The organism is Desulfobulbus elongatus DSM 2908, assembly GCF_000621145.1.
Taxonomy (GTDB): Bacteria; Desulfobacterota; Desulfobulbia; order Desulfobulbales; family Desulfobulbaceae; genus Desulfobulbus; species Desulfobulbus elongatus.
The window spans coordinates 35,598-59,374 of sequence record NZ_JHZB01000019.1; the positions used below are offsets into that span (position 1 = coordinate 35,598).

General features: G+C 61.8%; 21 protein-coding genes. 12 read left to right on the forward strand and 9 right to left on the reverse strand.

Going from position 1 to position 23,777, the window contains the following annotated elements:
- Positions 1-4 precede the first annotated feature (4 nt).
- Positions 5-982 (forward strand): Jag family protein, encoded by a 978-nt coding sequence (locus Q362_RS0110775; protein ID WP_028318699.1) that lies wholly within the window; start codon positions 5-7, stop codon positions 980-982.
- Positions 960-2,348 carry a tRNA uridine-5-carboxymethylaminomethyl(34) synthesis GTPase MnmE gene (gene mnmE / locus Q362_RS0110780; RefSeq protein ID WP_028318700.1) on the forward strand — a complete coding sequence of 463 codons (1,389 nt, stop codon included), beginning with the start codon at positions 960-962 and terminating at the stop codon, positions 2,346-2,348. The genes Q362_RS0110775 and mnmE overlap by 23 nt, the downstream gene beginning before the upstream one ends.
- Positions 2,349-2,443: 95 nt before the next feature.
- Here the strand turns inward: mnmE and Q362_RS0110785 are convergent, their stop codons facing one another.
- The 4 genes from Q362_RS0110785 to galE all read right to left on the reverse strand — a co-directional run bounded on the left by Q362_RS0110785 (position 2,444) and on the right by galE (position 5,856).
- Complete coding sequence (locus Q362_RS0110785; RefSeq protein ID WP_028318701.1) at positions 2,444-2,995, reverse strand: hypothetical protein; 552 nt, start codon at positions 2,993-2,995, stop codon at positions 2,444-2,446.
- 88 nt (positions 2,996-3,083) lie between these two features.
- A complete protein-coding gene (cmoB, locus tag Q362_RS0110790) occupies positions 3,084-4,037 on the reverse strand; it encodes a tRNA 5-methoxyuridine(34)/uridine 5-oxyacetic acid(34) synthase CmoB (RefSeq protein ID WP_028318702.1) in 954 nt (317 codons plus the stop codon).
- A gap of 3 nt (positions 4,038-4,040) precedes the next feature.
- On the reverse strand, positions 4,041-4,772 hold the full coding sequence (gene cmoA, locus Q362_RS0110795; RefSeq protein WP_028318703.1) for a carboxy-S-adenosyl-L-methionine synthase CmoA: 732 nt from the start codon (positions 4,770-4,772) through the stop codon (positions 4,041-4,043).
- Positions 4,773-4,842: 70 nt separating this feature from the next.
- The gene (gene galE / locus Q362_RS0110800) at positions 4,843-5,856 is read right to left on the reverse strand and encodes a UDP-glucose 4-epimerase GalE (protein ID WP_028318704.1); all 1,014 of its coding nucleotides are present in this window, start codon (positions 5,854-5,856) and stop codon (positions 4,843-4,845) included.
- 225 nt (positions 5,857-6,081) lie between these two features.
- Between galE and Q362_RS0110810 the strand changes: the two genes are divergently transcribed.
- The 4 genes from Q362_RS0110810 (at position 6,082) to Q362_RS0110825 (ending at position 8,903) form a co-directional block, all read left to right on the forward strand.
- Positions 6,082-6,267: a tautomerase family protein gene (locus tag Q362_RS0110810; RefSeq protein ID WP_028318705.1), complete on the forward strand. Its 186-nt coding sequence runs from the start codon at positions 6,082-6,084 to the stop codon at positions 6,265-6,267.
- 4 nt (positions 6,268-6,271) lie between these two features.
- Positions 6,272-8,299 (forward strand): NAD-dependent DNA ligase LigA, encoded by a 2,028-nt coding sequence (gene ligA / locus Q362_RS0110815; RefSeq protein WP_028318706.1) that lies wholly within the window; start codon positions 6,272-6,274, stop codon positions 8,297-8,299.
- A complete protein-coding gene (locus tag Q362_RS20245; protein WP_035216425.1) occupies positions 8,296-8,580 on the forward strand; it encodes an acylphosphatase in 285 nt (94 codons plus the stop codon). Before ligA ends, Q362_RS20245 begins: the two co-directional genes overlap by 4 nt.
- Before the next feature lie 71 nt (positions 8,581-8,651).
- On the forward strand, positions 8,652-8,903 hold the full coding sequence (locus Q362_RS0110825; protein ID WP_028318707.1) for a hypothetical protein: 252 nt from the start codon (positions 8,652-8,654) through the stop codon (positions 8,901-8,903).
- 122 nt (positions 8,904-9,025) lie between these two features.
- On the opposite strand, the gene Q362_RS0110830 is transcribed toward Q362_RS0110825, so the two are convergent.
- A complete protein-coding gene (locus tag Q362_RS0110830) occupies positions 9,026-9,346 on the reverse strand; it encodes a TusE/DsrC/DsvC family sulfur relay protein (RefSeq protein ID WP_028318708.1) in 321 nt (106 codons plus the stop codon).
- A gap of 250 nt (positions 9,347-9,596) precedes the next feature.
- Here Q362_RS0110830 and Q362_RS0110835 point away from each other — a divergent pair, with 250 nt between their 5' ends.
- Together Q362_RS0110835 and Q362_RS0110840 are read left to right on the forward strand one after the other, a co-directional pair.
- Positions 9,597-11,477, forward strand: coding sequence for a SurA N-terminal domain-containing protein (locus tag Q362_RS0110835; RefSeq protein ID WP_028318709.1), 1,881 nt, complete (start codon positions 9,597-9,599; stop codon positions 11,475-11,477).
- A gap of 168 nt (positions 11,478-11,645) precedes the next feature.
- On the forward strand, positions 11,646-15,845 hold the full coding sequence (locus Q362_RS0110840; RefSeq protein WP_245590208.1) for a DEAD/DEAH box helicase: 4,200 nt from the start codon (positions 11,646-11,648) through the stop codon (positions 15,843-15,845).
- On the opposite strand, the gene Q362_RS0110845 is transcribed toward Q362_RS0110840, so the two are convergent.
- The 4 genes from Q362_RS0110845 to Q362_RS0110860 form a co-directional block, all read right to left on the reverse strand.
- The gene (locus Q362_RS0110845) at positions 15,846-18,467 is read right to left on the reverse strand and encodes a glycosyltransferase (protein ID WP_028318711.1); all 2,622 of its coding nucleotides are present in this window, start codon (positions 18,465-18,467) and stop codon (positions 15,846-15,848) included. It abuts the gene before it with no gap.
- Between the two features lie 267 nt (positions 18,468-18,734).
- Complete coding sequence (gene recO, locus Q362_RS0110850; protein ID WP_169737408.1) at positions 18,735-19,496, reverse strand: DNA repair protein RecO; 762 nt, start codon at positions 19,494-19,496, stop codon at positions 18,735-18,737.
- 26 nt (positions 19,497-19,522) lie between these two features.
- Complete coding sequence (locus Q362_RS0110855) at positions 19,523-20,326, reverse strand: helix-turn-helix domain-containing protein (RefSeq protein ID WP_084312590.1); 804 nt, start codon at positions 20,324-20,326, stop codon at positions 19,523-19,525.
- 104 nt (positions 20,327-20,430) lie between these two features.
- Positions 20,431-21,414, reverse strand: coding sequence for a peptidylprolyl isomerase (locus Q362_RS0110860; protein ID WP_028318714.1), 984 nt, complete (start codon positions 21,412-21,414; stop codon positions 20,431-20,433).
- A gap of 230 nt (positions 21,415-21,644) precedes the next feature.
- Between Q362_RS0110860 and Q362_RS0110865 the strand changes: the two genes are divergently transcribed.
- The 4 genes from Q362_RS0110865 to Q362_RS0110875 all read left to right on the forward strand — a co-directional run bounded on the left by Q362_RS0110865 (position 21,645) and on the right by Q362_RS0110875 (position 23,724).
- A complete protein-coding gene (locus Q362_RS0110865) occupies positions 21,645-21,998 on the forward strand; it encodes a flagellar basal body rod C-terminal domain-containing protein (RefSeq protein ID WP_028318715.1) in 354 nt (117 codons plus the stop codon).
- A 196-nt stretch (positions 21,999-22,194) separates the two neighbouring features.
- Positions 22,195-22,599 carry a TlpA disulfide reductase family protein gene (locus Q362_RS0110870; RefSeq protein ID WP_245590209.1) on the forward strand — a complete coding sequence of 135 codons (405 nt, stop codon included), beginning with the start codon at positions 22,195-22,197 and terminating at the stop codon, positions 22,597-22,599.
- Between the two features lie 122 nt (positions 22,600-22,721).
- Positions 22,722-22,907, forward strand: coding sequence for a selenite/tellurite reduction operon protein ExtJ (gene extJ, locus Q362_RS22835; protein ID WP_084312596.1), 186 nt, complete (start codon positions 22,722-22,724; stop codon positions 22,905-22,907).
- A gap of 124 nt (positions 22,908-23,031) precedes the next feature.
- Positions 23,032-23,724 (forward strand): class I SAM-dependent methyltransferase, encoded by a 693-nt coding sequence (locus Q362_RS0110875; RefSeq protein WP_035216429.1) that lies wholly within the window; start codon positions 23,032-23,034, stop codon positions 23,722-23,724.
- The last annotated feature ends 53 nt before the right edge of the window (positions 23,725-23,777 follow it).

Here is a 23,777-nt window from a genome sequence, read left to right on the forward strand (position 1 = left end):
CATCATGGCGAAAGGACAAGACTTTTACGGTAAGGATATCGCCGAGGTCATCGAACGGGCCTGCAAAACCCTCGGGGTGTCTCGGGAAGATCTCGATATCGAGGTGCTGGAAACCGGATCGGCCGGTATTTTCGGCTTGTGCAAGAAAAAGGCCCACATCCGGGTGCAGCGCAAGGCCGTTTCCATGATCGAGGCCATCGAGGCCGCCGCCGACGCCGCGCCGGCGGAAAAGCCGGCCGCACCCGGCAAAGCTGCGCCGGCGCCCCAGGAGGATGCCGGGGAGCGGGGCGTTCGCGACGAGGTGTCCGACTCCGCGGCAATGGTTGCAGAGAGCGTCCCCGTCGATGAACCCGCGCCGGCTGTTGCCCCCGAGGCGGCCGTCGGTTCGGAGCAGCGGGAGGACGACGACGAGGAGCAGGACGGCGAGGCGGAGGATTTCGAGGAGGAAGCACCGATCGAACCGCCATCGGAGGAGAGCCTAGCCGCCATTCAGGCCGACCTGGACCGGCTGCTGACCCTGATGGGATTGCCTTCGGCGGTGCGGGTGATGTTCGAGGACAACACCGTGCACTGCACCATCACCGGACCGCACGAGGCCCATATCGTCGGCCCCGAAGGGCGGACGCTGGACAGCCTGCAGTACCTGCTGCGCAAGATGGTGGCCCGGCATCTGCCTGACAGAATCATGCTGTCCCTCAACGCCGGCGACTTCCGCGAACGGCGGGCCGAGGAGCTGAAGATGCGGGCGGTCGAACTGGCGGCCCAGGTCAAGGCAGACGGCAAGACCCAGGCCATCCCGGCCCTCAATCCGTCGGAGCGGCGGGTGGTACACATGGTGCTGCAGGAGGACAAGGGCGTGCGCAGCCGGTCGGTGGGCGAGGGCCTGTTCAAAAAGGTCCTGATCTACAAGCCCGGCAAGGGCCGGCGGCCGACGCCGAAGAAACGGCGGGGAGGCCAGGGTGGCCGCTCATCCGGCGACTGAGACCATCGCCGCCATCGCCACGGCACCGGGCACCGGCGGTATCGGCATTATCCGGATCTCCGGGCCGGACGCCCTGGCGCTGCTCCGGGCCGTCTTTGTTCCCCGCACCCTCCGAAGCCATTTCACCAGCCACACCCTCTATTACGGCACGATCGTCGACCGCCAGGGCCGGATGCTCGACGAGGCCCTGGCGGTCTACATGCTGGCCCCGCACACCTATACCCGTGAAGATGTGGTCGAGCTGCATTGCCACGGCTCCTATCTCGTCCTCCAGGCCATCCTCCGCACGGTCATCGCCTGGGGCTGCCGGCTTGCCGAGCCGGGCGAATTCACCAAACGGGCCTTTCTCGCCGGCCGTATCGATCTGACCCGCGCCGAGGCGGTGATCGACCTGCTTCAGGCGCAGACCGAAGCCGGCGCCCGGCTGGCGGCCAATCAGCTCCAGGGCCAGCTCTTCGACCGGCTGGAAGCGGTCAGACAGCGGTTGATCGGCTTTCTGGCCCTCCTGGAGGTGGCCATCGATTTTCCCGACGACGACGTGGAAATCTTCGATACCACCCTGGCCGCTACGCAGTTGCAGACCGGGGTGATCGCCCCCCTGGAGCAATTAATCGCCCTGGCCGAGCAGGGCAGGATCGTCCGCGAGGGCGTCAAGGTGGTCATCGCCGGCCGGCCAAACGTGGGCAAGTCCAGCCTGCTCAACGCCCTGCTGCGGGAGGAGCGGGCGCTGGTGACCCCGGTTCCCGGAACCACTCGCGATACCGTCGAGGAGCGGATCGACATCCACGGCATCCCGGTGCATCTGGTCGACACCGCCGGCATCCGCCGGCACGAGGATGCGGTGGAGGCACTCGGCATCGAACGGGCGCGCCGCAAGCTGGCCGAGGCCGATCTGGTGCTGTTCGTGGTGGATGCCAGTGCCGGCATGGAGCCGCGGGACCGCGAGCTGTACGAGACGGTCCGGGAGAAGCGGCATCTGGTGGTGCTCAACAAGTGCGATCTGGTGGCCGCCGGACAGGTGCAGGCCCTGGCCGGAACCTTCGCCGGTGCCACGGTGGTGACGATCTCGGCCCGCCAGGGCGAAGGTATCGAGGCCTTGCAGGAGGCAGTCTATCAGATATTGATTGCCGGGAGCGGCTTCACCGACCAGATCGACTGCGCGCCTAACACACGCCACCGGGCGGTGCTCGTGCGGAGCGTGGAAGCGTGCCAACGATTCGGCCGGGCCATGGCCACCGGCGCACCCGTCGACCTGCTGGCGGTCGAGGTGCAGACGGCGCTCGATGAGTTGGGCGACATCACCGGCCTGACCACCCCGGACGAGGTCCTCGATGCGGTGTTCAGCCAATTCTGTATCGGTAAATAAGGGACGGATTGGGCAAAAACGCTTGTTCCCGGTTTACCGCAGTGGCGCGGCAAACCGGGAAATCCAGATGGCGGGTAGCAGCGCCGTGAAACGGTTTACTGCTGGGTGAAGCTGTCGGCAAAGAGCTGGTTGATGGCGGCGATGCCGTCGTCGCTGAGGTAGCGGGTGCCCGAGCCGACAAAGGTGCTGTAGCAGATTTTAGGGCTGTCTTCCTTCCAGGCCCCTTCCTTCCAGGTGAACCACTGCCGGCGCGGCTGGTCGTAGACGTGCAGCGGTCGGTTGAACAGCTTGGCCAGTTCCACCGCCCAGCCGGTGCCGCCCTTCACCGAGTTGTCCTCCAGGATGGTGCCGATCACAAAGACCTGGTGCCCCTTGTTGACCATGTGAAAGATCGTCTGGAGCACCCGGCGGATCTTTTCGGTTTCATAATAGGTCCGGTTCATCATGCGCGACGCCAGTTCCATGCTGATGTCGCCCCGTCGCAACTCCTCCTCGCTCAGGACCACGGTATTGCGGTCACGGTTGAGGCGATGGCCGTCGAAGGAGAAGATCACCTCCTGGACCCCATATTTTTCGGCATTCTCGCCAAAAAGGGTTTCCGCCCCCTTCAGTCCCCCGTGGTACAGCGTGCAGTCGTGTGCGTTCATGTCCTTTTCCTTGTGTGGTTGTTGGGCAAAAGTCCGGCCCTGTTCACCGGTTTTCGCGGGTATCTCGAAAAATATATTGTTTTGACAACTACTTGGTGGCCTTGAGGAACACCCGGCAGGGCGCCGGATACCCCTCAACAGTAAGCGCGGGATTGTTCTTGTCAATGAAATCTTCGTAGGATTCGAAGTCCATCCAGTCGGTCCGCCGCTGTTCGGCGCTGCTCATGGCGTGCTCGCAGAACAGCCGGACCTCCCGGAAGCCGGTGCGGGCCATCCAGTTGGCCAGACAGGCCCCGGTGGGCACGAACCAGGTGCCGGGAACCTTGGCGTAGGTGGAGCGGGGAAAGAGCGCCATCGGCGCCTCGCCCGGAATGGCTTGCGATTCGACGATCAGCCAGCCGCCGGGCTTGAGTGCGGCGTGGAGATCGCGCAGGGCCTCCAGCGGCGAAGGCCGGTGGTAGAGGATGCCCAGGCAGAAAATAACGTCGAAGCATTCGGGAAAAAGCGGCAGATGCTCGATGCCCAGCAGTTCCACCCGGAGGTTCTGCTGGCCGGCAAAGGCGTTGAGGGTGTGAAAGGTGTAATAGTGCTGGACATAGGGCTCGAATCCGAGCACCAGGGCCGGCCGGTGATGCGCCATGCGGAACATGTAGTAGCCGTTATTGCAGCCGATGTCGGCCACGGCCTTGTTCGTCAGGTCGGGCAGTTCGGGCACGATCCGGTTCCACTTCCGTTCGCTGCGCCATTCGGCGTCGACATCGATGCCGAAGACGGAAAACGGGCCCTTGCGCCAGGGCATGAAGCCGCGCAGGACCTGGCGGACTTCATCCTGCTGCGCCGGCTCCAGATCGGCGGCGGTACCGATGCGGACCACATCGCCGGAAAAATCGCACGAGGAGGCCCGCAGGTGCCGCACCGCCTGGAACAGGTTGCGGTAGCGGAGAAAGCCCTTCTTTTCCTGGTTGACCCAGGCGGATTTCTCCGCCAGCACCGATCTGAGCCGATCCCGGTCGGCCAAGGGGAATGCCTGGGGCAGATCCATGGCTCAGCGCTTGAGGGCAACGATGGCGGTAAAGTTGAACCATTTGAAGAACGGTTCGATTTCCGTAAAACCGGCCTCCCGCAGCAGCGCCACATTCTCCTCCAGGGAAAAGGGAATGAGCACGTTCTCCAGCGCCTCCCGCTTGGCCGCGATTTCCAGCTCCGAGTAGCCCTGCTGCTTCTTGAACGCATGGTAGATGTCGATGAAGTCGCGGTTGAGCCTGCCGGCGGAGGAGATGGTTTTTTCGCTCAGAAAGAAGAGGCCGCCCGCGGGCAGCGCCTCGTGGATGCGGCGGACAAAGGGCTGCCGGGTCAACGGCCGGAGAAATTGGAGGGTGTAGTTGCAGATGAGGGCCGACGCCGGCGGCAGGGGGCAGGAGGTGATGTCGGCCTCGACGAAGTGCAGGACCTCGCTTTTGTTGAACATGGCGCTTTTGCGGCGCGCCTTGGCGAGCATGGCCGGGGCGTTGTCCATGCCCACATAGCGCAGATGCAGCTCCGGCAGCCTCCGGGCCAGTTCGAGGAGCGTGGTGCCGGTCGAGCAGCCCAGGTCGCAGACGGTGGCGCCGGTGGTGAGATGGCTGGCCAAGAGTTGCGCCATGCCGTCGACCACCGTACGGTAATAGGGGATCGAGCGGTTGAGCATGTCGTCGAACACGTCAGCGACCCGGTCGTTGAAGGTGAAATCCTCGGCGACCGTTCCGGCGGTGTAGAGGCTGTCCTCGGCGGCAGTCATGGGTTCGCGACCGTTCGGCTGGGATGGGTGCACAGGCGGTAATTCGGGGCGTGGCGGCAAGAGGGGAAGGTTATCTGAAGCCGTTGGGGTTGGCTGCCTGCCAGCTCCAGGTGTCGGCGCACATGGTGTCGAGCCCCCGTTGGGCCTGCCAGCCCAGCTCGCGTTGGGCGAGCGACGGGTCGGCATAGCACTGGGCGATGTCGCCGGCCCGGCGGGGGGCGATGCGGTAGGGAATCGGCCGGCCGCACGCTTGGGCGAAGGCGGCGACCATCTCCAGGACCGAATAGCCCCGGCCGGTGCCCAGGTTGTAGATGGCCACGCCGGGCCGGTCGTGCAGCTTTTCCAGGGCATGCAGGTGGCCGAGCGCCAGGTCGACCACATGGATGAAGTCGCGCACGCCGGTGCCGTCCGGGGTGGGATAGTCGTTGCCGAAGACCGAGAGTTCCGGCAGCTTGCCCACCGCCACCTGGGCGATATAGGGCACGAGATTGTTGGGGATGCCGTTGGGGTCCTCGCCGATCCGGCCGCTGGCATGGGCACCGACCGGGTTGAAATAGCGCAGGAGGATCACGTTCCACCGGGCATCGGCCCTGTGCAGATCGCGCAGGATCTCCTCGGTCATCAGTTTGGTGCGGCCATAGGGATTGGTGCAGGACAGCGGGAAATCCTCGCGGATGGGCACCGAGGCCGGATCGCCGTAAACGGTGGCCGAGGAGGAAAAGACGATGTTGGTCACGCCCCGCTCGGCCATGATCTGGCAGAGGTTGAGGGTGGCGCCCAGGTTGTTGTGGTAGTAGAGCCACGGCTTGGTCACCGACTCGCCCACCGCCTTGAGCCCGGCGAAATGGATCACCGCCGTCGCCTCCGGTGTCTGGAGGAACACGTCGCGCAGCCTGTCCGCATCGAGCAGATCGACCTCGAAAAAGGCCAGTGATTTTCCGGTGATTTCCTCCACCCGTCGCAGCGATTCCCGGCTGCTGTTGCAGAGGTTGTCGATCACCGTGACCCGGTGGCCCGCATCGAGCAGTTCCAGGCAGGTGTGGCTGCCGATGTAGCCGGCGCCGCCGGTGACAATGACATGCATGGTTTTTTCCCTCGGGGCAGATGCCTTTCTCCACCGGCCGGTCGCAAAGCACGTCGACGCGGCCGCCGATTTCTGCTATCTTTTAACCTGTCTGGATGGTGTTTGTCTTGCAAAAAGGAAGGGCCGCCGCGCCATCGATTCGTAGCTGCGGACCGGTGGAGTCGGCGCCCGGGCAGGTCGGCGCCAGACGTATTCAATCATCAAGCACGAACAGAAGAGGACACAATGCCGTACGTCAGCATTCGGGTGGCTGGAAAGCTCACCAGGGAACAGAAACAGAAGATCGCCAAAGGGGTCACCGACGTGATCTCCGAAGCCGCCAACAAACCGAAGGAATCCATCCTGCTTTTCATTGACGAGGAAAGCCGGGAGAACATTGCCAAGGGCGGAGTGCTGATCGAGGATATGTAGGCGCATGGACCAGGGGACGGTTGACCGGCTGGAGCACCTGCGGGAGCAGATCCGCTTTCACGCCCACCGCTACTATGTGCTCGACGATCCGGTGATCGCCGACGGTGAGTATGATGCCCTGTTTCGGGAGCTGCTGGAGTTGGAGGCGGCCCATCCCGAACTGGTAACCCCGGATTCGCCGAGTCATCGGGTCGGCGGGCCGCCCCTGGACGCCTTTGCTCCGGCCGAGCATGTGTCGCCCATGCTCAGTCTGGACAATATCTTCAGTGCCGGCGAGTTTGCCGCCTTCAAGGAGAGGGTGCGGCGCTATCTGAAGACGGACGAGCCGCTCCGGTTCGTGACCGAGCCCAAACTCGACGGGCTGGCGGTGGATCTGGTGTACCGGCAGGGCGTGCTCGCGGTGGGCTCCACCAGGGGCGACGGACTGGTCGGGGAGAATATCACCGCCCAGTTGAAGACCGTGGCGTCGATCCCGCTGAAACTCCTTGCCCCTGACGGCGCCGCGATTCCGGAGGAACTGGTGGTCAGGGGCGAGGTCTTTCTGCCCAGGCAGGGTTTCGCGCAGCTCAACCGGCAGCGCGAGCGGGAGGGCGAGGCGCCCTTTGCCAATCCGCGCAACGCCGCCGCCGGTTCGCTCCGCCAGCTCGACCCGAAAATCACCGCCCGGCGGCCCCTGGCCTTTTACGTCTATGGCGTCGGCAATCCGGAGGTGGTGGCGGCTCCCGGCCAGGAGGCGCTGCTGGCCCAGCTCGGGCGTTTCGGTTTTCCGGTCAACACTCTGATCAGGGTCTGTCGCGACCGGGAGGAAGTGGAGGCCCGCTATCAGCACCTGATGGCCATTCGCCATGAGCTGGAGTATGAGATCGACGGCATGGTGGTCAAGGTGGACGATATGGGCTTGCAGCAGCGCCTGGGGGCGACCGCGCGTGCCCCCCGCTGGGCGGTGGCCTGGAAGTTCCCGGCCGTGCAGGCGACCACCGTGATCGAGGCGGTCGAATTCCAGGTGGGGCGGACCGGCGCGGTGACGCCGGTGGCCCATTTGCGGCCGGTCGAGGTCAACGGCGCGGTGGTCAGGCGGGCGACGCTCCACAACCGGGACGAGATCGAGCGCAAGGATCTGCGGGTCCACGACACGGTGCTCGTGCAGCGGGCCGGCGATGTCATCCCGGAAATCGTCAAGGTGATTGTCGAGCAGCGCAACGGCCGGGAGCAGCCGATCGTCTTCCCCACCGCCTGTCCCGAATGCGGCGATCCGCTGCTGGCGGCGGCCGGGGAGGCGGTGATCCGGTGCGGCAACCGCTATTGCCCGGCCCAGAATCTCCAGAAGCTGATCCATTTTGCCGGCAAGAGCGGCCTGGATATCGAGGGCCTGGGCAAAAAGAACGTCGAGCAACTGGTCAACGAAGGCCTGATCCGCACCATCCCCGATTTTTTCCGGCTCGATGCGGATCGACTGGCCCGCCTCGACGGCTGGGGCGAGAAATCGGCCGAGAATGTCCTGGCGGCCGTTGCGGCCAGGAAAACCCTGGGACTGGCCCAGTTGATCGGCGCCTTGGGCATCCGGCATGTGGGCGAAGTGACCGCCGGCCTGCTGGCCCGGCGCTTTGCCGATCTGCAGCAGCTGATGACGGCAGACAAGGAACAATTGCAGCACATCGAGGGCATCGGCGAGCAGACGGCGGAGTCGCTCTGCGCCTATTTCGAGGATCAGGAAAACAGAGAAATGATCGCCCAACTCGCCGACCTGGGCGTGGTGGTGCTGGCCGAGATGACGGAGGAGACCAGCCGGACGTCCTTGGACGGGCGGGTTTTCCTGTTCACCGGCACCCTGCAGACGCTCTCCCGGGACGAGGCCAAGCAGTTGGTCAAGGCCCACGGCGGCCAGGTGGCCACGAGCATCAGCCAGCGCGTGACCGATGTCGTTGTCGGCGACAAGGCGGGGAGCAAGAAGAGAAAGGCCGAGGAACTGGGGCTGGCGATTCTGTCGGAGGAAGCGTTCCTCGTGCTGATTTCAGGAGAGAGCGCGGGATGAGCCGAAAACGGATCAGGGCCACCGTGCATGGCCGGGTGCAACGGGTGGCTTTTCGCGAATACACCCGGCGGGAAGCAGCCCGGCTCGGTGTTTCCGGCTGGGTGCAGAATCAGGCCGACGGCACGGTGCTCGTGCTCTGCGAAGGAGAGGTGGCTCGGGTGGATGCCCTCGTGGCCTGGCTGTCGACCGGTCCCCCCTATGCCATCGTCACCCGCATCGATTTGAAAGAAGAAGAACCCCAAGGAACAACCGGGCCCCTGGAGATCCGGTACGCCTCCTGAAGGGAAGTGCCGGCGGCCGGCGGAGCGATCGGGCCACTGCGCCGTCAATTCAACCTGTCTGTGGAGAGCCCATGCAAAAAGTCCACATCCCCACCGGCGAACCCGCCGGACGTATCGCGTGCCAGCAGTGCGGCAATGCGAAGCATTTCGTCGAAATTGCCGAGAATGTGCTGGTGACGACCCATTATCTGCAAAACACCGACGGGTCGTTCACGCCGGAGGACAACACCACCGAAATATTTGGTGAGGTGAAATTTCTATGCGGGAAATGCGGAGCGGACCTGACCCGCTTCCATGCCCATTTTCTGGAAATGTCGTTTTAAAACAGCCCAGCCCGGTCAGGGCCGGGCGATTGCCCGCCGTTGCGACGGCGGATGCAGGCATAAAAAAAAGGCTGCCCGAACAGGCAGCCTTTTTCTTGCACCACAAAGAAACAATCGGTCGATCAGACACAACCGGTCGGTTTCGGCAGTCCGGCCATTTTGCAGGCACCCTTGCCGGGTCCGGACGGGAACAGCTCGTAGATGCGTTTCAGCGGGAAACCGGTGGTCTTGGAGAGAATACGAACCATGGGAGCAATACCGTTCTTCTTGTAATACTCCTGGAGGGCATCGATAACTTTCTGATGCTCGTCGGTGATGTCGGCGATACCTTCAACGGTCTTGACGTAGTCGACCCAGTTCTCATCCCACTCTTCAGCACCCTTCAACAGGAAGCCGTCTTCGTCCACCTCGTAGGATTTGCCCTTGTGCTCAATAGTTGCCATGTGTTCCTCCTTGGCCAGTGTGTTTAAGCTATGGTGAATAATTGGAAGCCTAATCTAAAAATCCCCCGTTTAATACTATAGGGGGTGTGCTTTGTCAAGCAAACACCCTGTTTTTTTTGAATGGCGATTCAGCCGTTGGTTTGCCGTTTTTTGAGTGCATTTTTCTCTGGTAACTTGCTGACAAATTGAACATAATGCGCCCTCCAAAAAATCAGGATACCGTCGAATTGTTCGCGAGGTTGCTTTTATCATGCTGAATATACTCAGGAAAAATGCACAATCGGTCGTCGTGCAGGCGATTGTGGTCATCATTGCCGTGGTGTTCATCTTTTGGGGCGTCGGAGGGAACATGAAGGACAACCCCAACGCCCTGGCCGTGGTCAATGGCAAGGAGATACCGTATCGCGACTTCCAGCAGCAGTATGAACGGATGGTCGAGGCATACAAGCAGCAGTTCGGGGGGCAACTGCCCCAGGGGCTTCTTCAGGGTATGGAGCTGAAGGAACAGGTCCTGGATCAACTGGTCCAGGAGGAGTTGCTGCGGCAGGGCGCCGAAAAGGCGGGGATTATGGTCAGCAAGGAGGCGATTCAGCGCAAGATCCAGGAAATGGCCGTCTTCAACGTCAACGGACGGTTCGATCTCGCCAACTACCAGGCTGTGCTGGAGCGGAACAGGCTTTCGCCCTCCTCGTTTGAGGCGGGCATCCGCAACGACCTGCTCATGAACCGGGTCCTCGGTTCCTTGGGCGCGTTCACCGTTGTGCCCGCACAGGAGGTGCAGAACTGGATCGAATATATCGGCCAGGAAGTCAAATTGGCCTATGGAGCGGTGCGGAGCGACGACTACATCGCCCAGGTCCAGGTGACCGACGATGCCCTGGCAGCCTGGTACGAAACGGCGAAGCAACGATACATGACCGCGCCCCAGTGCAAATTGCTCTATCTCGCCTTCCCGTTTGACGACGATCTGGGGCAGGTGGCGGTCAATGACGAGGCAATCAGGACCTATTATCAGGAACATGCAGAAAACTACAACGTGCCGGAAAAGCGGCGGGTGCGGCATATTCTCTTCAGAATGACCGACGAGGATTCCCCGGAAACCAGGAATGCAAAGAAGGCGGAAGCGGAAAAGATCCTGGCCCGGATCAAGGCAGGGGAGGACTTCGCCAAGCTCGCCGGCCAATTCTCCGAGGACGGAAGCAAGGCCAAGGGCGGCGATCTGGGCTTTTTTGCGCGGGGCCAGATGGTCCCGTCCTTCGAGGACAGCGCCTTTGCCCTGAGCAGGGGCGAGGTCAGCGGCGTGGTCGAGAGCCCGTTCGGTTTCCACATCCTCAAACTCGAGGAGATCGTGCCGGCCAAGACGCATACCCTGAAAGAGGCGACGCCCTCCATCCGCAAGGCGCTGGAACAACAGGGCGTGAAGGCGATCACCTTCAAACGGGCCTCGGCCGCCTATGAAGCCGTCATCAGGGCCGGGAGCATGGCCAACTACAGCGGCACGCAGGGCGCCCATCCGGTTCGGCGGACCGATTTCTTCACGCGGGATACGCCGCCCAAGGAGGGGATGGCCGCGGATCCCGCCTTTGTGCAGACGGCCTTCGGGCTACGCAAGGGGGAGTTGAGTTCCCTGGTCGAGACCGCGGACGGCTATGCCATCCTGTTTGTCGACGATGCCAGGGAGTCGGCGGTTCCCGGCCTCGATACGGTCCGTGACCGGGCGGTTGCCGAGTACAGAAAGGAAAAGAGCGTCGAATTGGCCAGGGGCACCGCCGAGGAACTGCTGCAAAAGGCCCGGGAACAGAAAAGCTGGCCCGGGGCTCTGCCGCGTCAGGAAAGCGACTATCTGCAACGGAGCGGTCCGGCCGGCGCCGTGCCCGAGGAGCTTCGGCGGGATGCCTTTTTGCAGGCTGGCAGGGATATCTTTCCCGAAAAAGTGCTCGCCGTCGGCTCTGTTTTTTACCTGTATCAGATCCTCGATGCCCGCCAGGGCAAGGGCGAGATGGATGCCGCCAAGCGCCGTCTCCTTGAACAACAGCTCCAGGAAGCCGGAAAAAATGTGTTGATGGCCGACTGGCTCGGTCAATTGCGAAAAGAGGCGTACATCTGGACCAACGCCAGAATGCTGCAATGAGAGCAGTGCACCCGTGACTTCCCTTTCCGGCCGGCGCAGACGCCGGATTTTCGGACCGGGAGGATACTCTTGGATGGATCGCGGGAACGGCCCGGAACCGCAGAAGATGCGGGATGCGGCCCGCCCCGTTGACGTCCGGAAGGTTGTTTCAGGCGGACAAAAGGCGTTTTGAAAGAATTGAGTACACCTCTTCTATCGGCATCGACGGTTTCCTCTCCGGGGAAGGTCGTTGACCTGCAGGCGGTCGCCGCCCTTCCCGAAGCGGAGCAATTGCTGCTGCAATTCGTCTCTGTTGTCTATGAGCCTGTTTCCTCAGGTTTTCTTGGGCGTTGCCTGGTGGGGATCGATCCCTCTTTGTTTGGCGACCGTCGCCCCAGCAGCGAGGAGATCGGCGAGATGGTCGCCCGGCTGCGGCGCACGGGCTTCCTGAACGCCAAAAATCAGTGTCCGCCGGTGCTGGCCGAGTTGCTCACCCGCCAGACCGTTGCCCGGAAACGATTTTCCCGGCTCGCCTCCCTGATCGAGAAATCCGCGCCGGTCGACTACATGCACGGCAAATGGCCGACCCGATGCTGGCGGGCCCTGCGGCAGTTCCGGATCGGTTTGTACAGCCAGAATTTCGACAAGCTGGACGAGGCCCTCGCGTTTCTCGAACGGGAGGGCCACCACCATCTTGAGACGGAGCCGCCTGCGGTGCTGGTGGCGGCCCGGGCCTTTGATCCGGAGTGGTTCGCCTCCCTGCCCGGCTCGCTCCAATTTTTTCTCCTGGACCAGGTGATCCGGTACTCGCAGGAGCAACTGCACCATTTCCCCGCCATCTTCGCCTATCTGGAAAACGAGTGGGTCCAGACCGTTCCGCCGGACGAACGAATTCCCTTTCGCCGCCTGCTGGCCGGTTCCTATCTGCTGCAAGGGCGGCTGGACGATCTCCGGTTGCTGCTGGAGCGGCACGGCGGCTCCTTTCTCGGTTCAGGGTTCGCGGGGACGGTGGTCTTTCTGGCCGGCGACACCGAGACGGCCCTGGAGCTTTTTGCCGAGGACCTGCGCCATCTGCAGCAGTATACCGGTGCGCAACCCTGCTTTTTCTTCGGCATTACCGGCCTGTTCTGCATTTTTGCCCTGCTGGCCCGCGACGGCGAGGGCGACCGCGAGCGCGCCCGCGAGGCGGTGGGCACGGTCCTGGACCGCTGCCGTGACGGGTGCGCCGAGGAGATGCCGTTCCGTTTCCTCGACGCGGTTCTCCGGGCAAACGACGAAGCCCTCCCCGACATGCTGGCGCTCACCGAAGGCCTGGCCGCCGACGGCCGCAGCCTGAGCTCCCTGGTGGCCCTGTTGTCGCTCCATTGGATGGGAGTGGAAGTTCCCGCCGATTTCCAGGAAATGTTGCAGCATCTGCATCACCGGGCGCGCGAAAGCGGTTTGCTCTGGGTGGCGATGGAATCGGCGGAATTGCTCGCCACCCTGGACGCTTGCCGGGCCGGCATGGGGGAAGTGGCTCGGGAATTGGCCAAGGCGCTCAACTGCCGTCTCCTCACCCACATCATCGAGTCCGACGCCCCCTGGAAGCAAAGTTTGCAGGAGCTGATCGAGGTGACCAGCCGGATCCGGGAACCAGAGCGGTCGACCCGGCTCTGCTGGCTGGTCGATCATGTCAACGGGTCCCTGGAATTGCTCCCCAGGGAGCAGAAACGCTCGGCCGCCGGCGGGTGGACGAAGGGGCGGAGCATTGCCCTGCAGCGCCTGTTGCTCGACCGCGAGATCGATTACCTGACCAGCCAGGACCGGGCGATCTGCGCCGCGCTCACCCGCCTGGAAGATTTCGGCGGTAAGAACGGCGGCTATGTCTTTGATTCGGACAAGGCCCTGCCGGCCCTGGTCGGCCATCCCCTGGTCTTCCTCAAACGTTCGCCGCAGATACCGGTGGAGATCGTGGCCGGCGAGCCCGAACTGGTGGTCGAACGTCGGGGCGAGTCGCTTTTCATCCATTTCTTCCAGGACATCGGCGAGGGCGCGGTGGCGGTCTGGCCGGAAACCCCCACCCGTTTCCGCATCATTCGCATCGGCGAGGAGCATCGGAAGGTCGCTGAGATAACTGGGCATGGCGGCCTGCTCGTTCCCCTGGCCGCCAGCCGGCAGTTGCTGGATGCCATCGGCAACATCGCCTCCTTCATGACCGTCCATTCGGCCATTGAGGTCCCCGGCGAGGAGATCGCCGCCGAACTGGTGGAGAGCGACTCCACCATCCGCATGCACATCATTCCCTATGGCAGTGGTTTCAGGATCGAACTCTTTGTCCGGCCATTCGGAGACGGCGGCCCCTACCTCAAGCCCGGCGTCGGGGTGGCGAACCTGGTGTGCGAGATCAACGGCACGCGGCTGCGGACCAAGCGCAACCTGCGCGTGGAGGAGCAGAAGGCGCGGGAGATCGAGGAGTCCTGCCCCATGCTCGACCTGGCCATCGATTTCGAGCAGGAGAACAAGCGGGAGTGGCATCTGGTCGATCCCGAGGAGTGCTTGCAGGTGCTGCTGGAGATCGAGGAAATCAAGGACCGGATCATCCTGGAATGGCCGGAGGGGGAAAAGCTGGCCGTGCGCCGGCAGGCCGGGATCAATCAACTGAACCTGAATATCCGCACCAGCCAACAGGATTGGTTTTCGCTTTCGGGGCAGTTGCGCATCGATCAGGACGAGGTCATGGAGCTCAAGACCCTGCTCGACAAGGTCCGCGAGACCAGGAGCCGCTTCATCCCCATGGGCGAGGGGCAGTTCCTCGCCCTGACCCAGGAGTTCCGCAACCGGCTCGAGGAACTCATCCTCTACGGCACCAGCCAGCCGGGCAACGAACAGGAGGTGAAGATTCATCCACTGGCGGCCATCGCCCTGGAGGAACTCACCCATCAGGCACAGACCAAGGCTGATCAGGGCTGGCGGCAACGGTTGCACGCCATTGCCGAGTCCCAGCAGCTGACGCCCAAGGTCCCCTCGACCCTGAAGGCGGAGTTGCGCGATTATCAGAAGGAAGGGTTTGTCTGGATGAGCCGTCTGGCCCATCTCGGAGTCGGCGCCTGTCTGGCCGACGACATGGGCCTGGGCAAGACCCTGCAATCGATTGCCGTGGTCCTCAGCCTGGCCCACCTCGGACCGTCGCTGGTGGTCGCCCCCACCTCGGTGTGCATGAACTGGGAGGCCGAGGTGCACCGTTTCGCGCCGACGCTCACCTTTCACATGTTTTCGGAATCCAACCGGAACGAGATCATCCCCTCCCTGGGGAAATTCGACGTGCTGGTCACCAGCTACACCCTGATGCAGCAGGAGATCGAACTGCTGGCCCGGGTCAAGTGGCAATCGATCGTGCTGGACGAGGCCCAGGCGATCAAGAACGCGGCCACCAAACGATCCAAAGCGGCGATGCGCCTGGACGGCCGCTTCCGCCTGATCACCACCGGTACGCCGATCGAAAACCACCTGGGCGAGTTATGGAACCTGTTCGGTTTCATCAACCCCGGCCTGCTGGGCACCTTCAAGCAGTTCAACCGACGGTTCGGCATCCCCATCGAGAAATACCACGACCGGGAAGCGAGGCGGACGCTGAAGAAACTGATCCGGCCCTTCATGCTGCGGCGGATCAAGTCGCAGGTCTTGGAAGAATTGCCGCCCCGGACCGAGATCACCCTGCGGGTGGAGATGCAGCCCGAGGAAATGCAGTTCTACGAGGCCCTTCGGCAGCAGGCCATCGAGAACATCGAGGGGAGCAGCGAGAAAACGGGGCGGCACCTGCGGATTCTGGCGGAGATCATGCGGTTGCGGCGGGCCTGCTGCAACCCCAGGCTGATCAACGAGCAGATCGACATCCCCTCGACCAAACTCCAGGTCTTCGCGGAAACGGTGGAGGAACTACTGGGCGGCGGCCACAAGGCCCTGGTGTTCAGTCAGTTCACCGGCCATCTGGCACTGATCCGCACCTTTCTCGACGGACGGGGCATCGCCTACAAATATCTGGACGGCGCCACGCCCATCAAGGAACGGCAGGAGCAGGTGGAAAGCTTTCAGGCGGGCGAGGGTGATCTGTTTCTGATCAGTCTGAAGGCCGGCGGCCTGGGACTGAATCTGACCGCCGCCGATTATGTCATCCACATGGATCCCTGGTGGAATCCGGCGGTCGAGGATCAGGCCGCCGACCGGGCGCACCGGATCGGCCAGAAACGCCCGGTGACCGTGTATCGCCTGGTCACCGCCAACACCATCGAGGAAAAGATCGTGCGCCTCCACCAGGAAAAGCGCGACCTGGCCAACTCGCTTCTCGAGGGGGCCGATGTCAGTTCGCGGATCAGCGCCGAGGAACTGCTCGAACTGATCCGCTCCAATTGATCATTTTTCTTCCCCACCCAATCCCCGCAGCGGCGCCATTACGCCGACCAGCTTGGCCGGCAGCTTGGGCAGGCCGCTGATCAGGGACACAATCACCGAGGCCGCATAGGGAACGGCCTGAATGGCCAGGACCGAGGCCCAGATGCGGACGTCGAGCATGTCGCTGTCCTTGCGCATCATCACGCCGATAATGGCCAGGACCAGGGCGATGACGAACAGCAGTTCCTCGCGGGCATCGCCCAGCGCCTTGACGATGGCATTGGCCTGCGCGTTCTTCGGGGTTCGAAAAAAGCCGATCCGGCGGGTGATGAAACCGGTGAGCATGGCCCGGGCGATGGTGTGGGAAAGGGCCAGGCCGGCAAGCCCTGCTGCCAAGCTCTGCAGGCGGGTGGCGGTCACCCTGGAGCGGTAGAGGAAGAACATCTTGAAACTCTTGAAGAAAAACAGCATCACCGGCAGGGAGGCAAAAGCGATGTGGGGCGGCGACAGATAGTCGGAAAAGAGGATCATGCCCCATGACCAGCCCAGGGCCAGTATGTTGAACAGCATGTTGATGCCGTCGGCGAACCAGGGCAGCCAGCCGGCCAGGAAGTGATAGCGCTGGCCCCGGGTGAGCCCGGTCCGTTCCAGGCCGAACATGGCCATCATGTGATGGCGGAGGATGAGCACCGAACCATAGGCCCAGCGGAACCGCTGCTTCTTGTAGTCGAGGAAGGTGTCCGGCATCAGCCCCTTGCCGAAGCTGTGGGGGACGTAGCTGGCCGCATATCCTTTTTCGAAGATGCGCAGGCCCAGTTCCGCATCCTCGGTGATGCACCATTCGGCCCAGCCGCCGACTTCGTCGAGCACCCGGCGCCGGACCATGGTCATGGTGCCGTGCTGGATGATGGCGTTGCGCTCGTTGCGGGTCACCATGCCAATCTGGAAAAAACCGCGGTATTCGGCCAGACACATGGCCTTGAAGGCGTTCTCGTCGCCGTCGCGGTAGTCCTGCGGGGCCTGGACGATGGCCAGATTCTCGTCGGCGAACTGGGGCACCAGGGCGCGCAGCCAGTCGGGTTCGACCACATAGTCGCTGTCGATCACCGCCACCACCCCGGCTGCGGGATCGGTCTGCCTCAGGGCGTAGTTGAGGGCGCCCGCCTTGAATCCGGCCAGAGGATCCACATGGAAGAAACGAAAGCGCGGCCCCAGGCTCTGGCAATGGGCGGCCACCGGCTCCCACACGGCCGGATCCTTGGTGTTGTTGTCGATGATCAGGACCTCGAACCGCGGATAATCGAGGGCGGCCAGGGCATTGATCGTTTCGATCATCATGGCCGGCGGTTCGTTGTAGGCCGGCACGTGGATCGAAACCATGGGCAGGGCCTCGTCGGCCACCGATTCCGGTGGCGCCGGTTGCGGCAGGCGCCGCCATTTTTTGATCCACAGGGATTCGGCCCATTCGTGCGCCTCGGCCAGGATGACCAGAATGGCGCCGGTGGCGGCGAACAGAAGCACCACCCCCACCACCAGCGTCGAGACGGTCATGTACTGCTGTTGAAAATCATAGACCATCCACACGACAAAGGTGGTGATGCCATAGGCGATGATGGCCAAAAAACCGCGGCCGCGGTCGAGGAGTCCCTTGCTGTCCCGGAACAGCAGCAGGAGGAGGAGCACCGCCAGAACGATACTGATGGCCGCCAGTTCGCGCCATTCAGGGATGCGGATGACGGGCTGGATGAACTCGAATTTCGGTTGCCGGTCGTCGTTGTACACCCCCCAAAGGCTGCCGGCCTCGCCTTCCAGTTCCTTCTTCCAGATCTGGTCGAAGGCTTCCATGATGTAGTAGGTATAGTTGTTCTTCTCGGCCACATCGAGAAAGCGACGGAGGAACTTGGCCTGGTTGGCCGGACTCGCCACGGCTTTCTGCCGGATGCGGCCGCCGCTGGGCCAGCCCACCTCGGAAATGACGATTTCCTTGCCGGGATAGCGCTGCTTGAGTTCGTTGTAGCGCATCACGCAGTAGTCGACCGCCTCGTCCACGGGAATGCCCTCCCAATAGGGCAGAAAATGGACCGCGATGAAATCGACATGCTCAACCAGTTGCGGGTACTGGAGCCAGACATGCCAGGGCTCGGCGATGCTCACCGGTATTTTGATGGATTTCTTGACGGTGTTGACATATTCGATCATCTGGTTCACGCTCAGATCGGCCCGCAGGATGACCTCGTTGCCGACCAGCACGCGAATGATGTTGCGATGGTTTTCGTGGTATACCTTGATCAACCTGGCGATCTCCTCCTCGTTTCTTTCGAGATCGGGGGTGAGCCAGGCGCCGAGCACGACGTTGAGGCCGCGGGCCGCCGCCAGCCGCGGAATCTCGGCCAGGGTGTCTTCCACGGTGTACGCCCGCACCGCGTGGACATCGCCGGCCAGAATGGCCAGATCCCGGTCGATCTGCTCGACGGTCGGGTAAATCCGCTTGCTGGGGGATTGGCCCTCGCGGAAGGGGGAGAAGGAAAACCCCTGAATTTTCGAGGGCCAGGAGGGTTCCATGTCGGGCGCATTGACCACCTTCCAAAGGAGAATGGCCAAACAGCTCATGAGAATGGTTATGATCAGACCGGAACGGTTCATAAGGTGCGTATCGGTTCGAATGATGAGCGATAGGGCGGCGTAGACCAGGACAGGAAAACCGAGACCGGTTTCTTTTCCAGGGCTGCCGGGTATGCCGCGGTGGACGGTGCCGGCACGGCGACGGACTGTGCGATGATTAAATGAAAAGCGCGGGACAGTCAAGAACCATCTCGCCTAATTGTCGATAATGACAGCGAGAATGATCTCGGCACCGACCGGTGGTCCCAGGGGGCTGCCGACGATGTCGTCCCCGTGCGGTATCGCTGCTCAGGCGGAAGCGTTGTGACGCAGGGGGCGGTCGGACATCAGTGAGCGGAGGAGGCGCCATGAATGGATATCCTGCTGCAGAAGATGGAGGGAGAAGTGATGCAGGGCGGCCATCGCTTCGGCAAGCGCGTGCCTGGGAAAGTGCAGGCGCTGCAGCCGGTCAAGCTCGAAGGACTGCGCGCTGGCGAGGAGGCGGATGGTCTGGACCGACAGGTGGAGGGCATGGCTGCTTCGATCCGAAGAACAGGCGCTGCACACGAGGGCGCCTGAACCGGGCAGAAAGATGTAGCGGTGTTGCGCCCGGACCGGTTGGTGACAGGCCGAGCAGCGGCTCAGTTCCGGACGGTAGCCGACCGTTTCCAGGAGGTGCAGATGGGCGAAGAGGACGATCTGGTGCGGCATCTTCCCCTGATCCAGGGCGGCGAGCGCCCAGGCGAGCAGGAGGTACAGCCGCCGGTCGGGGTCGTGGTCGCGGGTGAAGCGCACGATGAGTTCGCCCAGATACATGGCGGCGGCATATCTGCGGAAATCGGTGCGGAGCGACAGGTGAGCGGCCAGGAGTTCGGCCTCGCTGATCAGCAGTAATCCCGCCGGACTGCGGGGCGGCCGATAAAAGATGCGGAGAAGGGAAAACTCCTCGAGCTTGTTGACGAAGCGTTGCTTGCTCTTCTTCGCTCCCTTGGCGATGCCGGTCACTCTCCCGAGATCGGCACCGTAGAAGGTCACCAGTTTGTCCGCTTCGCCGTATTCAGCAACGCGCAAAATGATTCCGCAGGTGCTGCGGAGCGTCATGGAACGGGCGTGGACGGGGGAGCAGGCGGCAGGCGGAGCCGGAAATGGCCGGCGGAGCCGTCCGGAAAGGGAATCTGGGCCCCGTTCAGTTGCAATTCGGCGCTGTCGGGTTGAAAGAATTCAAGGAACACCTGTTTTTCCGCTTCCCAGAGCACGCTTGCCCCCTTGGGGTACGTGTGCTCAAGGGCGGGCTTGTCGTCGAGGGCGACAAGAACCCGGCTGTCTTTTTTGAAGAATGCCTGAATTTGGACATTGTTGTGCTGACCGCCGTTACTGGTTGCCGGATCGGCCGGGTGGAAGAGGCTGGTCGAGGATGCCGTGGGAGAGGAAACCTTGTTGATCAGGAAGGCGAAGGGATTCCAGGAAAAATAAAAACAGAAGGCGGTGAAGGAACTGACAATGAGCAGGAGCAGGAGAGCGGCGATGGCGGCCGAGGAAACATGGGTCGGCTCAGCCAGCCTTTTCGGCATCAGTTGCTGTTCGCGCAGACATTGCTGCAACGGGGTGCACTGCGGCCGCTTGCCTCCATCCCGTTCGAGGAAGAACCGGTCGGCGAGGGGGCGACCGTCCACGCCCAAAAAGGCGGCGTACAGCATGATCTGTCCCCTGGTGAAGGAGTCGGCCGGCAGTCGTTCGAAGGCCATGGCCTCGATCGCCTGCAGGTTGGTTGTCGAGATTTTGGTGGCGTCAGCCACCTCTTCCAAGGTCAGCGATTGCTCCTGACGCAACTGCCGGAGCTGTTCGCCTGCCGAAAGAGGGGCATCGGCAGGGGGCGGAGAAGGAAGCTCCTCAACGTTCATAGAAAACACAGTCACTCGAAGGGGAGGCACAGGCGTCCGCAAGGAGATGCCGCTGCCGCCGTTGTCCCAGGGGATCCCGCACCGGCCGTGGCCAAGCGGGGAAATCAGAGAATCTTGATATAGGCCTTTTCCCGGATGGAAGTCAACCAGTCCTTGAAGCGCTGCTCCATGGCCTGCTGGTACAGTTTTTCCCGAATCCGGTCCTTGACCTCGTCGAACGGTTCACGGGCGACCGCTTGGCCTTCCTGGCTGGAGACGAGTTTGAAGAAATGGTAACCGTTTTCGGTCTCGACGATCCGGCTGACCTCGCCGGGTTTGAGGTGAACGACGGCATCACGGATGAAGGAGGCCAATTCGTCTTGCTGAAAATGCCCCAGGTCGCCGCCGTCACGGGCAGAGGGCAGATCGGAATATTCCTTCGCCGCTTCCTTGAAATCCTTGCCTTTCATCACGAGGTCGCGGGCTTTTTCCGCTTTTTCCTTGGCCTCGTCCTGCGAAGGGATGGCGCCGCCCTGGTCTTCGGTTCCCCAGATGCATCCGATCTGCAGGAGATAGTAATCCCCGCCGCCGACCACGGTGGTGTAATGCGTGTTGTAGTAGTCGAGTACAGCGCTCTCCGGGATGACCACCTTGGTCCGCACCTCGTGATTGATCAGTTTCGAACTCAGCAACTGCTCCCGCAGTTCCTCGCGGTACTGTTTCTCGCTCATGCCTTCCGCGGCGATTTCCCGGCGGAATTGCTCCGCGGTGGCGTTGTTGTTGGTCAGTATCCGCTGAAAAGCGTTGTCCACTTCCTGGTCGCTGACCTGGATGTTGAGTTTCTTGGCCTCCTGAACGATGAGCCGTTTGTCGATCAGCTTGTCGATCACCGCGAGCCGAGCCTGTTGCAGCGTCGGGGCCAGACGGTCCGTCGGCGTCTCGTCCGATATTTTCTTGAAAAAGGCCTTGCCGAGTTCGTTCACCTCGGAAAGCGTGATGGTATCGTCATTGACGATGGCAACGCTGCGGTCAATGACGTTGGCCGAGGCACCGGACGAAAAGAGCAGCAGCAGAAATGAGATACAGGCAAAAGCGGTTCGTGATACCATGAGCGCATGAACAGTCGAGGATGTTTGGCAACCGGAAATTCCGATCATGACGAACAACACGTTGGACTATCTACCCGGAACACGGTAAAGGTGCAACGGTTTTCAGGGAAGGCCCCCATCCGTTCACAGAAAAAGACGCACATACCTTGCACTATGGCGTCCATCTTGCTAGGATGACGTTGCGTCAACCTTTGCCTTTGCATTCGGGAAAATTGTTCGGGAGAAACGCCATGATCGCTGGTGTGCAATCCGCTGTGAGCGGCCTACGGGCCTATGCGGTGAAAGTCGAAAACAATGCCAACAATATCGCCAACCTGCAGACGCAAGGATATAAAAAGGATCGGGTGCTCCTGTCGTCGCAAGTCCCGCAAGGAGTCGCGACCGTTGTCGAGCAGGTCGACACACCGGGGCCGGTTGTTGTCGAGCAGACCGACCGGGGCCAGGAGATGATCGAACTGGCGAATGTCGATCTGGGCGAGGAATTGCCCGACCTGATGCGGAACACGGACGGCTTCGAAGCCAACCTGAAAATGTTGCAGGTGGCCGATACAATGGAGCGGACGCTCATTGATCTCAAGGCCTGAAAAAGAACGGCGACGGGCAGATATCCTCGGCCGGGGCATGCGGAATGACAGAAACGGCATACCGGATGGTGATTGCCATGGGAATTGAACCTTTTACGGACGACTGTACCAGGCTGGGACGATGAAGACGATCAGGGGATTTGTTATCGGTTTGTGCCTGCTCGCGTGCGCCGGGCAAGCGCGGGGAGGAGTCGACATGCCTGCCTTTTCGCTGCCGGCGGCAATCGACGGGGCCGTTGTCACCAGCGAGCGCTATCGGGGCAAGGCCATGTTGATTACGTTTTTTGCGACCTGGTGCCCGCCTTGCCTCCAGGAAATCCCGACCCTGAAAGAGCTGCATGCCAGATTTCAGCAGCAGGGGTTTTCCGTGGTGGCCCTGGCGGTTGACGAGGGGGGGGGCGACGCGGTGGCGCGGCTGGTGCGCCAGGCCCGCATTAATTATCCGGTGCTGATGGCCGATCGGTCCACAACCCGTGATTTCGGTGACGTGGTGGCGATTCCGACGTCGTTTCTGGTGAACAAAAACGGACAGGTCGTGAAAAAATATCCCGGTTACGCTTCGCGCGGCCTGCTCGAAAAGGATATCGAATCGGTCCTGTAATCCCCGCGATAGTCGGCTGACGCCGGTTTTGGTGTTGACAAGCAGAATGGTATTTTTTAGATTGTGGCCCAGGAAAGAGGCAAAAGTTTTAGTTTTGTACATCCCCACATAAGGAGTCTGTCATGAAAAAGGTAGGAGTTGCTGTAATGGTTGCGGCTTTTGTATTGAGTGCAGGTGCAGTTTTTGCCGCTAAGTGCACCGTTGATAGTGTTGATGGCAACAAAGTGACTGTCACTTGTGATAAGGTTGATGTAAAAGCCGGTGACACTGTAACCGTGAAAGCCAAGAAGGCTCTGGAAGGTTGTTGATCACCTGAAGTTTTTCTGTTGAGCTGAAGAGCGGGTCGATGGTGTCGGCCCGCTCTTTTTTTATGCATCCAAAGGACACTGTTCTTTTAATTTATTGTAATTGCGTATTTATAGAGGAAGGAAAATGGATCCGCAAACATTGCCGGATAAGGAACGGGCGCTGTACAATGCCGTCAAAGAGCACTACAAAGTGGCCTTTGAACCGCTTCGGATCAGGGAGCACCAACTGCACCTGTTGAAAATCACCGATTTGGAGCACATTCTTGCCGGCAGGGATCCGCTGAAGGATGTTTCAGCCTTCCCGTTCTGGATCAAGTTGTGGGAGGCGGCCATCGTGCTGTCGGAATTCATCGCTGCCCAGCCCTGTGAACGGGGAACCACCGTGCTCGAACTGGGCGCCGGCCTGGGGGCTCCGGGCTTGACCGCCGCCGCGGCAGGGTATACGGTGACCCTGACCGACTACGAAGAGCTGATCCTCGATTTCGAGCGGATCAATGCGGCGGCAAGCAGATTGACCAATGTGCGTTTTTCCCTGCTCGATTGGCTCAATCCGCCGGAGATGGAGCGCTACGACATCATTCTCGGCGCCGAGATCCTCTTCCGGGAGGAATTTTTCGAGCCCCTCTTGGCCGTGCTCCGCAAGGCGCTCAAACCGGACGGCGTGGTCTATCTGGCGCATGACATCAAGCGCCGCAGCCTGGAACCGTTTCTGAAGATGGCGGAGCAGGAATACCGGATCGCCGCCTCGCAACGGAAACTGAAAAGCCTGGATGAGGACAAGATCATCCTCCTCACCCGGTTGCAGCCGCGTCACTGAGCGCATGGCGGCATCGGCGCCTGCAGACGCGGCGAGGCGGACAAAAACGGAAG

Coding starts and splice junctions, on each gene's coding strand:
- Q362_RS0110775 (WP_028318699.1), top strand. CDS start 5: ATGGCGAAAGGACAAGACTTTTACGGTAAGGATATCGCCGAGGTCATC.
- Q362_RS0110785 (WP_028318701.1), bottom strand. CDS start 2,995: ATGAACGCACACGACTGCACGCTGTACCACGGGGGACTGAAGGGGGCG.
- cmoB (WP_028318702.1), bottom strand. CDS start 4,037: ATGGATCTGCCCCAGGCATTCCCCTTGGCCGACCGGGATCGGCTCAGA.
- cmoA (WP_028318703.1), bottom strand. CDS start 4,772: ATGACTGCCGCCGAGGACAGCCTCTACACCGCCGGAACGGTCGCCGAG.
- galE (WP_028318704.1), bottom strand. CDS start 5,856: ATGCATGTCATTGTCACCGGCGGCGCCGGCTACATCGGCAGCCACACC.
- Q362_RS0110810 (WP_028318705.1), top strand. CDS start 6,082: ATGCCGTACGTCAGCATTCGGGTGGCTGGAAAGCTCACCAGGGAACAG.
- ligA (WP_028318706.1), top strand. CDS start 6,272: ATGGACCAGGGGACGGTTGACCGGCTGGAGCACCTGCGGGAGCAGATC.
- Q362_RS20245 (WP_035216425.1), top strand. CDS start 8,296: ATGAGCCGAAAACGGATCAGGGCCACCGTGCATGGCCGGGTGCAACGG.
- Q362_RS0110825 (WP_028318707.1), top strand. CDS start 8,652: ATGCAAAAAGTCCACATCCCCACCGGCGAACCCGCCGGACGTATCGCG.
- Q362_RS0110830 (WP_028318708.1), bottom strand. CDS start 9,346: ATGGCAACTATTGAGCACAAGGGCAAATCCTACGAGGTGGACGAAGAC.
- Q362_RS0110835 (WP_028318709.1), top strand. CDS start 9,597: ATGCTGAATATACTCAGGAAAAATGCACAATCGGTCGTCGTGCAGGCG.
- Q362_RS0110845 (WP_028318711.1), bottom strand. CDS start 18,467: ATGAACCGTTCCGGTCTGATCATAACCATTCTCATGAGCTGTTTGGCC.
- Q362_RS0110855 (WP_084312590.1), bottom strand. CDS start 20,326: ATGAACGTTGAGGAGCTTCCTTCTCCGCCCCCTGCCGATGCCCCTCTT.
- Q362_RS0110860 (WP_028318714.1), bottom strand. CDS start 21,414: ATGGTATCACGAACCGCTTTTGCCTGTATCTCATTTCTGCTGCTGCTC.
- Q362_RS0110865 (WP_028318715.1), top strand. CDS start 21,645: ATGATCGCTGGTGTGCAATCCGCTGTGAGCGGCCTACGGGCCTATGCG.
- Q362_RS0110870 (WP_245590209.1), top strand. CDS start 22,195: ATGCCTGCCTTTTCGCTGCCGGCGGCAATCGACGGGGCCGTTGTCACC.
- extJ (WP_084312596.1), top strand. CDS start 22,722: ATGAAAAAGGTAGGAGTTGCTGTAATGGTTGCGGCTTTTGTATTGAGT.
- Q362_RS0110875 (WP_035216429.1), top strand. CDS start 23,032: ATGGATCCGCAAACATTGCCGGATAAGGAACGGGCGCTGTACAATGCC.